The following is a 13725-nucleotide window of genomic DNA, read 5'->3' on the forward strand; positions in this document are numbered from 1 at the left end:
ATCGGACCTGCTTAAAACTCAATGGTAACCTTTAAGCCCTCATTTTGTGACTCAATCTGCAAAGTCAATTTATGGTGTTCGCACAAACGTTTAACGATAGACAAACCCAGTCCAAATCCTTGACTATTTTCACCTTTAACCAAAGGCTCTAACACCGAGTCTTGAATACTATTTTCAATACCATCACCTGAATTAAAAACAGATAATGCATTGTGTTCAAAACAAACGATCACTTTTCCTTCAGTCGTATAAGAAAATGCATTACTAATCAGATTAGCAATTAAAATTTGCACTATGCCCAATTGTGAATTGACACTCTCATTTGCACTAATATTTACCTCAACTTCAACGGGTTTATCATTTAATAAATATGCATGCTGTACGATGGCTTTTTCAACCAAAGGTAAAATTTTAATAACACAAGACGTTACATTCGTATGCTCTTCTCTTGCCAAAGATAATAAAGTATTAACCGTTTGCTCCATTTGCAAACTTGCCCGACTGATACGTTTTACTACCACTTGTGATTCAGTTTCAGTTAAATTACCCGTCTCTAATAATTCAGTTGCATTTTTAATGATTGCAATAGGGGTCCTTAATTCATGACTGGCATCTCGAGTGAAATGCTGTTCTCTCAATACAAAATTATTTATTCTCACCATTGAATTTTCAAGTGTATTTGCAAGAATACCTATCTCATTATTAGGGTAATGATGAGCAAAACTTTTAGGTAAATCCTGAGGTGATGCATCTTGAACTAAATTAACTAGCTTAGTGAGAGGTTGTACTAAATGACGTGATAACCGGTAACCAATAAAACAGGCTATTAACGTTAATATTAAAGTAGATACTAATAATAACTTAATAATGATACTACGCAGCGGTCTCACAACTAATTGCTGACTCACCTCGGCGAGTAAAAATATTTCCGATTGAGTAAGCGTTTTTTGCACCTGAATTTTTTGCATATGATAATGTAAGCCATTTTCGCCATAAAACTCCCGTTCATTTGGTGATTGACGATATGCTTTTTTAACCACTTCAGGAAAAGTATCAATGTTAAAGTGTAAAACCATATTGTCTTTTCGAGGTTTTGCCCACTGATGCGTTTTATCAAAATGTTCTTTAAGATATCTCACCTCATTTTTCACTGCTTTTTCAATAACACTATCTTCCAAGGTATATAAAAATATAAAGTTATAAAAGCTAAATACCACAGATAATAATACCGAAAATGCACAAAATTGAATCATAATGCGACGGGCTAAACTATAAGGTTTATGAAATTTAAGCGTCATTTTTATGCTCTAACAAAGTAAAACCCACACCATGTACCGTTTTTAAAACGGGCAGTAAAAAGGGCTTATCTATTACTTGTCGTAATTGATAAATATGTGAGCGTAATGCATCAGACTCTGTAGGGTCATCTCCCCATAAATGCTGACACAGTTCAGAACGTGTCACAACTTGTGGGTAAGATTGTGCTAAGTAAAGCAAAATATCAAAATTCATCGCATTTAGATTGACTGCAATACCATTACGTTGCACTTGTTTTGTTTGTCTATCTATCACTAATGAGCCTATGCAAATTTTATTATCTTTTTGTAATAAATGGCGTCTTGATAGTGCTAAACACCTGACTTCCATTTCTTCTAATGCAAAGGGTTTTGTTAAATAATCATCTGTACCGACCATAAAGCCTTTTACTTTATCATCTAATGTATCTCTAGCGGTCAACATGAGTACGGGTATATATTTTGTCGCTTTTTCCCTGAGACTTTCACATACCTGTAAACCACTCATTTTTGGCATCATGATATCTAAAATCACCACATCAAATGGGTTTTCTAAGGCAAGTTTCAGCCCTTGTTTTCCATCACTGGCATAATCTGTAACATGGCCTTTAGATTCCAAATATTGGATCATATTTTGTGCAATATCACTTTGATCTTCTACAATTAAAATATTTAACCCTTTAGACTTCATATTACCTTCACCCTCATGCTAATAGCCTTTTAATCGAAACATTTAAGTTATTTTTATTATTCATTAAACCTGCAATACAGACTATAAACACAGTACTCAATAATGTTGAAATAATCCAAATTATATCAGGAGTATAAGTCAACGAAAATTGAGACTTATATATTAAAACACCGGCAATCCAAGTTCCAAACACAGCGCCGCTGCTTGCAATAATGCCTGTTATACACCATTCAAATACACTTAACTTTAGACACATTAACTTTGACTGACCAAAGCTCAGTAATAAACCATTTTTTATTTTTTCATCTGCTTCATACCCTTGTACTGATGCTGCTATAACCAAAAGTGCAAACAAAATAATCATAATACTAAATACACTTACTAATTTTATAATCATCGTTAAAGTTTGATCAAACCTATGTGTGATTTCTTTCACCGATGTAAGCCTTAAAGCAGGATACTGCTGCCAAAGGGATGATAAACCCGACCAAGCTTCATCAGTTAATTCCATACTGCCCATATAAAGCGTATTTGCTTCTATATGTTCTCTTGCTGTAGAAGGAATTTGGAACCAAAAAGTCATTGTTCCTTTACCTGCCTTAAACTCATGACTGGCTGTTATTGTAAATTGATATGATTGATTTAAAATAATAAAGCGCAGTGTATCGCCTAAATTTAAATTCATATCAGTCATTATCTCTTCTTCTACTGAAATTTGATGCCAGTTTGTTGGCTTGCTTTGCCACCACTTTCCTGAAATTAACTGATTATTTTTCGGTATTTTGTTTGTCCAATGAAGTCTGACCGGTTTTTGCAAGGTTGCCATACTGTCGCTTGGTTTATCAGAGTGTTCAGCTAAACTTTTCCCATTAACTTTTACTAATTGACTATACGTAAAAGGCTTTAACTGTTTAATAACACTGTTTGATTTTTCTGACCAAACTTTTAACGCATTTATATGCGATTTTTGTGCTTGTGATATGATTAAATTACCATCGTGGGTACGCATGTACTTACTCATAGTTTGACCTAAGTCTTTCATCAAACTTAAAGTAAATAGCAAAAGGGTGGCACATAAACCGACACCTAAAATTTGCATTGTTTTACTTAAGAGCCTTTGCTTCATCATAAAAAAACTAAAAGGGATCAAACCCGTTGCACCTTGAGTCACCTTTTGAGCAACTGTCAGTACTAACCAAGTTAACCCCATTAATAAAAAAACTGTCAGTGCTAAACTTCCTAAAATAAGACCCGTTAATAGTGCATTATCAGAATATACTATGGTTAATAAACCTATGCTAATAACAGAAAAAGCGATGCGATAAATAACGTTCCTTTGGTCTAATTTTTGTCTTATCAGTCCAGCAACCGATACCTGATATATTTCCACCCATTGCGGTATTTGAAATGTAAGCAACAATAAAAATAGCACAGCTAAAGTTTTCAAAACAGGCAGTAATTGCCAATTTGCTGCTAATCCCTCAAAGGTTTGTTGCATTTGTTCAATCGCAAAAAATTGCAATACGTATGAAAGTAAAATAGCGGGCAACAATAATAAAATAAAACTTATTAGCCACTGAATAAAACTCATATAAATACTTGAAAATTGACTTAGTCCCATGCTCATACAAACAGCAATAAAGCGCTTTTGATTAAGCAGTTGCCTGCGCCCAGCCTGATCTATTGCAATTGCAGCCATTAAAAACAGCAAAACTGATGCTAATCCAATAAAATTTTCAACACGTTGCCAGAACGACGCTAATGGATGATTACCCTTTTTATGCATGGACTTTGCAGCAGGTAAAGTGCTTTTTACCCAAGATAATAATCCTGTTATTTGTTGCTCGTTTGCATTGAGTAAATAACGATATTTGGTTTTATTTTTTTCTATTTGTATCCTAGCAAGGTCTATTTGGTTGATCATTGCACGCATTGCAACACTATGCCCTTCCATAATACGGTCCGGTTCATGGTGAATGATACGTTTAACAATGAAAGTTTGACCACCCAATATAAGGGATTGTCCGATATCTAAATTTAAACTTTTATACAATCTTAAATCTACCCAAAGCTCTCCTTGTTGTGGCCCAAATGCTGTTGTTTCTCCATTAATAGATAATTCAGTGGATGTTTTTAAACTGCCTTGAATTGGATAAAATTCATCAACCACTTTTAGCTGTACTTTTTGCCATAACGTTTTGTTTGTTAGTGTAATATTGATCAATCTACTCACTGACATGGTATCAGATTGGCTGTGTAAAAATTTCTTATGCGAAGCGCTGATAGGTTCATATTGGCTGATCACCATGTCTGCGCCTAATAACTGCTGTAAATTAGTATCTAAATAATGTTTGATTGACGATGTTGTCATGCTTAAAGTCAGCAAAAAAAGTACTAATAAAAATTGTGTCCAACGTAATAACCGACTATCTGCACTATGATATTGCTGACAAAACTGCTGCCATGCTAATTTAATGATTGCCAAGTTCATACCACACTCCCTTGTTTCAAATTATGCTGAACATTCACCTTATTAATTTTTCCATGGGACATTTCATAACAAAAATCTGCACGGTCACATACATCTTTACTATGTGTTACAACTACAAAACCCGTTTTATTTATCTTAGCGCACGAAAACATTAAATCGGCTATTTCCTTAGCCGTTTGCGTATCTAGGTTTCCTGTTGGTTCATCTGCAAAAACAAAACTGGGTTGTGTTACAAAGGCACGTGCTATCGCAACTCTTTGTTGTTCCCCCCCACTGAGTTCATTGGGTTTATGCTTAGACCTATATTCTAAACCAACTTGTTTTAGCCAAAATAAAGCTTTCTCTATCGCATGTTTATCCCCTTTCAATTTTAGGGGTAAAGCAATATTGTTTAGCGCATCAAGTTCAGGTAATAAATGAAATTGTTGAAATACAAACCCTGAGCACTGTCTTAGCGCTAATTCAGTTTTAATACAGTCTCTATCTGTAAACGTCATTTTGCCTGAAACTGGTTTTTCAAGCCCAGCTAATATTAACAATAAGCTCGATTTACCCACACCAGATGGTCCCATAATGGCATGAGAATGATGAGCACTTATTTTCAAATTGAGTTTATTAAATAAGCTAATAGTTTGATTATTAATTTTAAAGTGATGAGAAACATCATCAAGCATAATGATTTGAGACATATAAATATTCCGTGAGTACTGAGCTTGTCACTACTATAAATAGTGATATGTGAAATAAAGGTGAAAAAGCACAGAACGGCAGAATTAATTAAAAAATATTGAAATAACACAAAGGAAATAAATAGTTACATTTTAATAAAGTACATATCTTTATTTTATACAAAAAAGGTACTAACTTAATTTAGTACCTATTTTAAGGTATATAAATTAATTAAAACAAAAATCAAAATTAGGATATAAAAATGAAACTTAAATTAAATAAAAAAAAGCTTAAAAATCTATCTAAAGATCAAAAATCACTACCTGCAGATATGACGCCACAAGTAGCAGGCGGGGGGCCAATTACAGACGAGCCAATATGTGGTATGAGTGGTGGTGGTTGGTGGTGTACAAGAACGATTTGTTTATAAATTAAATTTTTAACCATTAAGATCTCCTTGCATCACTAAAGAGATCTTTATATTAAGTAAAATTAACCTATCTATTTAACAACACACGATAACCCTCTTTTTTGAATCTATTTCAGCCTATTAATTATTTTTAGTTAACATCTTATTTGCATTTTTTATTGAATCACTTTATCTTTTGTACCCAATAAGTGTAATTAAAATGTAAAAATAACTGAGTATATTATTCTAACTTTAAATCACATGTTCAATTTAAAAAACAGTGACTTCTATAACTTGAACCGACTTTTCTTGTAATAGAAAACCTGTTTTAGATGAAATAAGAAGTCAAATTATCAAGCAAGTATTTAAACTAACCATGATCAGAGTGATAGCCAGTTAGCTCTTTAATCCAAATAAGAATAAAAATGAAAACAGACTCACAGCGCTATAACTTTATGATTTTTCACTTTTTAGCAATAGCATGTATTTTTACTAGTATACTGACTGGATTGCGAATAAGGCTTGTATGGGATCCCAGTTTTATTTGGTTATCACCACTATTACCCCAAGGAGAGATGCACTGGGTTCATATATATTCAGGTGTGGTTTTCACAGCCCTTGGGTTAAATTTTTTATGTAATAAAAATAAGAATACCAATGGATCTCACAGCCTATACCATCTTTGGGTTAAAAGGTTTGGTTATATGGCTATTATTTCTGCACTGACAACAGGTTGGCTTAAATACTTTCAAACACCTATCACTTACCTACCCCACGCTCATTTTATTGCTTGTCTAGCGATTGTGGTTTTTATTTTTTTACACTCTTATATCTACATATTGCAGTTAGGGATCAAGCTTTATCCCATAATTATGCCCTTACACATTTTAAAAAAAGTAAAAGTAACCCGTTACCTTATGGTTTTTATTTCATTTTGCTTAGTATTTTTTATGTTTGAAAAAACACTCAATACGCGCACCTTAGTAGTAAATAAAATTAATTTCCAACAATTTATTGATATTGATGGCGAAGAAAATGAAAGTTTTTGGCATCAGATAAAACCTGTAAAAATATTTACAACTGGTGGTGCCAATTTTATTAATGGCAGCACTGAAGTGTCAGTAAAAGCAGTTGCAAACCCAGAAGAAGTTTATTTTTTATTTCAATGGCAAGACCCAAGCCAAAGCCTAACCCATATGCCTTTACTTAAAAAAAATGGAAAGTGGTCAATACAACAAAATGGATTTTATCAATTTGATGAGCAAGTTCATTATGAAGATAAATTTGCCGTACTAGTTTCTAATAGTTGCCAATATGGCGGTGATGGTACAGCTAAACTTGGACCCAAACCATTAACTGATAAACCCCGTAATTTCCATAACAAAGGTTATCACGCAAGTACGGATAACAAAATTCGCGATCTTTGGCATTGGAAAGCGGTTCGCACCAATAATATGTTTTTAGCCGATGACAACCACATTGGCATCGCCAAAAAAGTACGTACGGCCCAACGACGTTATAGCGCAGGTTATACGCCAGATGGTAAGGAAAGTGGTGCGTATGTCATGAACTGGGACTGGTATCAAAAGCAAAACATCACTCCCAAACGTCTACCAATAGCATCAAGTTTATTAAACTTGAATCCCAAAACGGATAAAGCTTGGATCTTGCCTTGGTTTGAAAGCAAACCCTACGATAAGTCAAAAGATACATTTAAAGATGGCACTTTATTACCTTCTGTATTGTATCGTTCTAATCGATTTGAAGGTGATAGGGCTGATATCAGAGCCCGTGGAAAATGGCACAAAGGTGTTTGGACTTTAGAGCTTGCTCGAAAACGTAATACTGGCTCTAAACATGATATCAAACTCAAAAATGATGTGTGTTTATGGACCTCTGCATTTGATCACGCTCAAATTGCCCATACCCGGCATGAAAGGCCACTTAAACTGAAATTTGCTTCCCTATGAAAATACGTATTTTAATAAGCTTCATTATTTTTCTTTTTATAACTGCAGTTTTGTTTGCATCAAAACTAACACCTAAAAAAAATGAGGTTACCAATAATCGTTTTATAAAAGTAGACAGATATGGAATAACACTTACTTCCTGGCAAGGACCTTGGGCATGTATTTTTGATCAAAAACAGCAACTTTTATGGGAAGTAAAAACTGATAATGAATCCATTCATGACGGTTATTGGACCTACTCTTGGTTTAATGGTGTGACAGGAATTGAGAATTCTGGTGATTGTTATTTTGAAAAAGAGCGCTGCGATACACTAGATTTGATCACTAAAACCAATCAAGAAAAGCTGTGTGGTTTCACCGGATGGCGATTGCCTACTGAAGCCGAATTGAGAAATTTAATCGTCGAAAATGACCGCCCTGGTGAAAATAAAATTGCCAATGATTATTTTATTCAAATCAAAAAAGGTGATTACTGGAGTGGGACATACTCTAAACCTTTAAAACGATTTAATGGCCATATCACACAAGGCGCAGCAGCAATTGATTTCAGTAAACAACAACAAAAGGTTTTACCTTATCAAAACGCTGCATTTGTTATTTTAGTAAATAGTCATGTACCAAAATCACTCTAACCTTTGCGCTTTGCGTGATATACACAAAAATATAATAGGAACTTTTATGAAAATGATTTATAAGGGCATACTTGGCTTAGCGATGGCATCCGCTTCAACTTGGGTTATTGCAGACTCTAAACAACACAGATTAATTTGGGATGCATCACCAAGCTCTCAGGCAACCATAGGTTTTACACCAACAGGAAGTAATAACCACCATATAAAGTATGGATTTACAACCGATGAACAAGGTTGGAGTACAAAAAATATCACTGCGGAGCATACATTTTCAGGTTCATTAACAAGTCAATTTATTAAACTTAATAACTTACCTGCTAATAGCCCTGTATATTATAGGATATGTGATGATGCAGGGTGTGGGACACGTTTATGGTTTAAAACTGCGCCAACAGATAATAGTTCATTTATTGCAATAGCCGGTGGAGATACACGAACAGGATGGACAACAAGACGTGAAGGCAATAAATTAGTGGCTAAAATTCGTCCATTATTTATTATGCATGGAGGCGATTATACCAATGCCAACAGTGCCTCAGAAATGAGTCGTTATTTAGACGACTGGCAACTGACTTTTTCGGACGATCTTATAAACTCAATCAACTATAAAAGAATTTATCCTTTTATAGCAACACATGGTAATCATGAAGACGGCAACTATAAAACATTATGTGAAGTCTTTGGCATTGATTATGATAACAATAATACCTGTAATGCCCATGATAGTTATGGTGCATTTGATATATCTCCACTCCTAAGAGTTTATACACTTAATAGTCAATTTAAAAATAGTGGCTGGTCTAGTTATGCTACGGCTATGAATAACTGGTTAAAACAAGATCTTATAAATCAAGGTAATTCGGTTAAATGGCGTTTTGCTCAATATCACAAACCTATGTACCCCCATTATTCTGGCAAGTCAGACAATACCGAATTATTTTCATGGTGGGCGCAAAATTTCTACGATTACGGTATGAATTTAGTGGTAGAGTCAGATACGCATATCAATAAAATGACACAAGCACTCAAACCTTCTGGCAGTAATTATAATACAACAACCACAGGCGGCACGGTTTTTGTGGGTGAAGGAAGCTGGGGTGCACCTGCGCGTTCAGCCAACAACCCTAAGTCTTGGACGATAGATTTAGCGAGTATTCAACAATTTAAAGTGATTGAAGTTTCAAATGACACTATAAACGTAAAAACGGCACAATTTAATGCAAGTGCAGACGCTTTAACCTATGAACAGCGTAAAAATAACCCTGTGATCTTACCTAATAATATTAATTGGTGGGTAGCAAGCACAATAGGAGAAACACTTTCATTAAAACAGTCATCAACGGGTAAAAGCATTATCGATTTTGGTGATGGTCCAATCGACCCTCCTGGAAACAATGTGCTAGAAAACGCTGTACCACTCAAAAACTTAAAGGCAAATAAAGATCAAGAACTCGTTTTCACACTGCAAGTACCACAAGGTGTTAGTAGCTTAACATTTGAAATAAATGGAGGATCGGGTGATGCTGATTTATATGTAAAACATGCTCAAAAACCCAGCTCAAATAGCTATGACTGTCGCCCATTCAAAGATGGTAACTCTGAGTCATGTAATATCAATACGATACAAGTTGGCACCTATTATATTGTACTCAAAGCCTATAAAACATTTGAAGGTCTCACTTTAACAGGTACTTTCACCCTAAATGGTGGTGATACTTCTGGAGGAGATACAATTAATAATATTTCAGTTAACAAAGATGATTGGTATTTTACAAGTTTTGATTTACCCGTCGGTGTGAGTAAACTTGATGTCGGTATTTCAGGGGGGACTGGAGATGCTGATTTATATTTACAAAAAACATATAAGCCAACATCGAACAGCTATGTATGTCGGCCTTTTAAAGAAGGTAACATAGAAAGCTGCACTGTTACTCATCCAACAGCGACAACTTGGCATATTGGCATTAAAGCCTATGAAAATTTTAGTGGTCTTAACTTAACCTACCAATATGAATAAGGTTTAGTGTGTATTAGGTTGTTGGTTTTTATGAATGCCTTTTAAAAATGAGTCTATGGCAAAATGCATTTTAATGCTCAACAACCTTTATCAAAAATTTGACTGCTAAATTAATTTTCAGATTTTGCCTGACTTGTTATATTGACAACACGCTCAACCAGCTTTTTACCTGTATGTTCATTGCCATAACCAATGATTTTATATTGTGTTCTCCAAAGTGGTTTTACTGCAGAAATCCATTTGGGTTTATCTTCTACCTCCATTATTTCCATGTTATTTTCTTTTAAAATATTTAAAAAATGCTGTGTATTTTCATGAGACCAACGCCACTGAAATTTTGATGCTTCTTCACCGGATTTTTCTACTATTTTTTGCATTTTTACAGGAAGGTTTTGAAAAAATGTTTCATTAATTAAAATAGGACCCACCCACAAAAATGGACCATTTTTAGTGATATATTTTTGATTAGCTAACCAAAATTTTGAATCAACAATAACAGAATACGGATTTTCTTGCCCTTGAACTCTTTTACTTTTTAATGCTAAAAAAGTTTTATTCCAAGAAAGAGGCACTACCTTAGCGCCAAACACACGATATGTTTCTACCATTAAATGATTAATAGGTGTTCGAATGGCTAAACCTTGAATGTCTTCTATTTTATTTATCGGTTTTATTGCATTTGTAAGATGACGGTACCCGCCAATTAACCAACCTAACGCTCTTATATTATGCTTTTTAATTAAAACTTTATTTACTTGATGAGTCATTAACTCACTATTAAATAACCTTTGTGCTGCATATTTGTCTTCAAAAATATAAGGTAGCATCAAAAACTCTAGGATTTTAGCTTTAAAAGATACATTTCCTGCAGCAACAGCTGTTACATGAACTTTTTTATGAACGCCACTATTACCTGACATTAACATGGTAACATTTACTTCCTCTCCCATGATTTCAGGAGTTAAGTTACTGCCTCTAAAATGGACCTCCCCCACAAGCGCGCCTTCAGAGTACAGTTCAATCAATTGCGTGAATTTTTTGAGTGCAACCACATGTAAGGAGCCTTCAGGGTTATCAGTACTGCAAATAATTTTTAGCGGTTTTGAATAATTAAAATGGGAAAAGAGTAAACAGACAATGAATAATGAGTCACAAAAGCGTAATTTCAAATGAATGGAGTAGCACCACGCATGTGCCACCTCCCCGAAATAATAAAGCCTATTAATATTTTAGTTAATGAAAGATGAATTTCAAATAATGCCTTATTTTTTTGTTTTAAAGGTTCCGGGTTTAATCGCATTCGCTAAAGATTTATATAAAAAAAACCAAAAAAGAGCCAAGCCTAAAAATATACTAAAATCATTTTCAGTTTTTAATTTTATAACTTGCTGTTTTAAATAAGCATACGATAGATGCATTGTTTCATCAGTCATAAGTTGAAAAATCACGCCTTCACTTTGCCAAAGAGTAACTTCATTGCCCAGGGCTAATGTTTTAGCTAATTTCTGACATTTATTACCATCAATATTTAATGCTGAAAAAACCCCAACTTTTAAATCATAATAGAAATATTCTATATCTGTTTCAGTATCCTCAACTGTTTCAACTAAACATTCAACCTGATTGATAGTTGTTGTATAAACTTCTAAATCATCAAATGAAGTCACTGTATGTCTTGATATAAAGTTTAAAAATACACCTAGATTAACCACAACAAAAAAAACTATAAATGCTTTTCTAGCCCACATTTTATTGCCCGATGAAAAGGATAAAATAAACTCTTTGTCATTGCTGCTTTCATTTTCATCTGTGGCGCATTGTTTCAAAAATTGTTGATACTCCCCATTTGATTTGCGATATGCAATTTCTTCACAAAGAAGCTGATAACGTTCTGGGTAAGTTTTTTTATCAATATTTTGTTCGACATCTAATAACTCTGAAATGCTGTACTTTGTATAATCTAAATTCACTTTTATTCTCTTTTATGCCTGAGTGTTTGTTTTTTTATTTCTGCGCGCTAAATAAAACAAATGTAAATACCACACAATACTCAAGGTACCAATGATACTTACCTGAAGATAACTGCCTTTACTTGCATAATAATCCCCCTCTTTTGTAATAAAAATTGTCGTTTTTTTCCCTTTGTACAGCAGCTTTTTATTACTTTTCATTGAAGAACATGTGGAAATATCTCCAGGTTCAAAATCTCTGATCTCTATTATATTTTCAGTTTCAATGACCTTCACTTCTAACTCAAACCAACACCCATCACTGTCCTTACCAAATGATGAATGTATAACTTGTGCTTTAAGAGGAGTTGCATCTGAAGTTTGATACACCTCATAAAATTGAAATGGTGTCATCAGTAAAAAGAAAAAACCAAAAAAGGTAAAGATTAAATAAACGATGCTTTTAAATTTTTCCATTAAGTGTCTAATCCTATAAAAAAGGTACTCAAGCTATGTTCTATCAAAACAACCCGTACCGAAAGTATTTCTAACGCCAATCAAATGATGCATTTCGAAATAATTTGAGTCTAGATTACCTCAATTTAATTCTATTTTCTCTTCTAACTTGTCGCTGCTTTAAAAAGACTTTATAGTCATAAAAAAACAACAAGTATTTGATTTGAATAAAAAACGATTCACTATTATTTTATTAGTTATTCTTGTAGGCTTTTTAATTTTAAAAGCACCTCCAGCTACATTATTGTCAAAAGGTGAATTTGTTGCCTATCGCGGTGGTGGTCAAAACATAAATTACGCGCAAATGAAAAATACAAGCTGCGGCTCTGAAAACCTAATACCATCAAATAATAAGTATATTGAAAATACCCTGCCCGCAATTAAACAATCTATAGACGCAGGCTTTGATATTATCCATTTAAATGTTCATTACACTCGGGATAATCACTTTGCTGTTTTTCATGACGCGACAGTTGACTGTGCCACGAATAGCAAAGGAAAAGTTGCCAAAATGACGCTGTCACAGTTACAACTGTTAGATGTCGGGTTTAATGCGACGTTTGATGATGGTAAAAATTTCCCTTTTCGTAATAAAGGATATCGAATTCCTTCTCTTAAAGAGGTTTTTAATATATATCCTAAGCAAGAATTTTGGCTTAACCTAAAAAATCCAAACAAATATTCGATACCTGCACTTAATCAGTTAGTGAAATCAAGTGACACACTACATAAAAACAAACTCCTTTTTATAGGCAATACGCTTATGATTGATACATATAAAAAAATCAATCCCGAAGCAAAAGTTCTTAGTTTTAGATCGAATAAACAATGCTTTATCGACTATATCTTGTATGGATGGAGTCACTTTTTTCCTGACTCTTGTAAAAACACCCATATTTTTGTACCTCCCGAAAAAGGTAAATATATCTGGGGGTGGCCGGCACAATTTGCAGCTATTGCACAACAAAATGGCAGTAAGGTATATGCTTGGACTAAACATAATAAGCATAAAAAACAGTATAATTACACAAACCAAGGCATAGGCTTAGTGACTGGAGATATTGCCAACTTTTAATACTTTTCATT

General features: G+C 33.9%; 12 protein-coding genes. 5 read left to right on the top strand and 7 right to left on the bottom strand.

Annotated features, from left to right (window positions below; translation table 11 throughout):
• Positions 1-11 precede the first annotated feature (11 nt).
• From BM088_RS14440 to BM088_RS14455, 4 genes are read right to left on the bottom strand one after another with little or no spacing between them, the layout of a single operon-like run.
• Positions 12-1298 carry a sensor histidine kinase gene (locus BM088_RS14440; protein WP_091985378.1) on the bottom strand — a complete coding sequence of 429 codons (1287 nt, stop codon included), beginning with the start codon at positions 1296-1298 and terminating at the stop codon, positions 12-14.
• Entirely contained in the window at positions 1288-1986 is a 699-nt protein-coding gene (locus BM088_RS14445) for a response regulator transcription factor (protein ID WP_091985382.1), read from the bottom strand. The genes BM088_RS14440 and BM088_RS14445 overlap by 11 nt, the downstream gene beginning before the upstream one ends.
• A gap of 13 nt (positions 1987-1999) precedes the next feature.
• Complete coding sequence (locus BM088_RS14450; RefSeq protein ID WP_091985385.1) at positions 2000-4477, bottom strand: ABC transporter permease; 2478 nt, start codon at positions 4475-4477, stop codon at positions 2000-2002.
• Positions 4474-5166, bottom strand: coding sequence for an ABC transporter ATP-binding protein (locus tag BM088_RS14455; RefSeq protein WP_091985388.1), 693 nt, complete (start codon positions 5164-5166; stop codon positions 4474-4476). The genes BM088_RS14450 and BM088_RS14455 overlap by 4 nt, the downstream gene beginning before the upstream one ends.
• Positions 5167-5408: 242 nt before the next feature.
• Between BM088_RS14455 and BM088_RS27265 the strand changes: the two genes are divergently transcribed.
• The 4 genes from BM088_RS27265 (at position 5409) to BM088_RS14470 (ending at position 10174) form a co-directional block, all read left to right on the top strand.
• Complete coding sequence (locus BM088_RS27265) at positions 5409-5576, top strand: hypothetical protein (RefSeq protein WP_177208056.1); 168 nt, start codon at positions 5409-5411, stop codon at positions 5574-5576.
• A gap of 404 nt (positions 5577-5980) precedes the next feature.
• Positions 5981-7525, top strand: a complete 1545-nt coding sequence (locus tag BM088_RS14460) for an ethylbenzene dehydrogenase-related protein (protein ID WP_091985391.1) — start codon at positions 5981-5983, stop codon at positions 7523-7525.
• A complete protein-coding gene (locus tag BM088_RS14465) occupies positions 7522-8157 on the top strand; it encodes an Lcl domain-containing protein (protein ID WP_091985395.1) in 636 nt (211 codons plus the stop codon). Before BM088_RS14460 ends, BM088_RS14465 begins: the two co-directional genes overlap by 4 nt.
• Before the next feature lie 46 nt (positions 8158-8203).
• Positions 8204-10174, top strand: a complete 1971-nt coding sequence (locus BM088_RS14470; protein ID WP_091985398.1) for a pre-peptidase C-terminal domain-containing protein — start codon at positions 8204-8206, stop codon at positions 10172-10174.
• 110 nt (positions 10175-10284) lie between these two features.
• Here the strand turns inward: BM088_RS14470 and BM088_RS14475 are convergent, their stop codons facing one another.
• The 3 genes from BM088_RS14475 to BM088_RS14485 all read right to left on the bottom strand — a co-directional run bounded on the left by BM088_RS14475 (position 10285) and on the right by BM088_RS14485 (position 12600).
• Complete coding sequence (locus tag BM088_RS14475) at positions 10285-11373, bottom strand: TRAP transporter substrate-binding protein (RefSeq protein WP_281247165.1); 1089 nt, start codon at positions 11371-11373, stop codon at positions 10285-10287.
• 63 nt (positions 11374-11436) lie between these two features.
• The gene (locus BM088_RS14480) at positions 11437-12144 is read right to left on the bottom strand and encodes a hypothetical protein (protein ID WP_091985408.1); all 708 of its coding nucleotides are present in this window, start codon (positions 12142-12144) and stop codon (positions 11437-11439) included.
• A gap of 12 nt (positions 12145-12156) precedes the next feature.
• Positions 12157-12600: a hypothetical protein gene (locus BM088_RS14485; protein WP_091985413.1), complete on the bottom strand. Its 444-nt coding sequence runs from the start codon at positions 12598-12600 to the stop codon at positions 12157-12159.
• Positions 12601-12802: 202 nt separating this feature from the next.
• On the opposite strand from BM088_RS14485, the gene BM088_RS14490 reads away from it, so the two are divergent.
• Complete coding sequence (locus BM088_RS14490) at positions 12803-13714, top strand: glycerophosphodiester phosphodiesterase family protein (protein WP_091985417.1); 912 nt, start codon at positions 12803-12805, stop codon at positions 13712-13714.
• The last annotated feature ends 11 nt before the right edge of the window (positions 13715-13725 follow it).

The organism is Pseudoalteromonas denitrificans DSM 6059 (assembly GCF_900112265.1).
In the GTDB taxonomy this organism is placed as follows: Bacteria; Pseudomonadota; Gammaproteobacteria; order Enterobacterales; family Alteromonadaceae; genus Pseudoalteromonas; species Pseudoalteromonas denitrificans.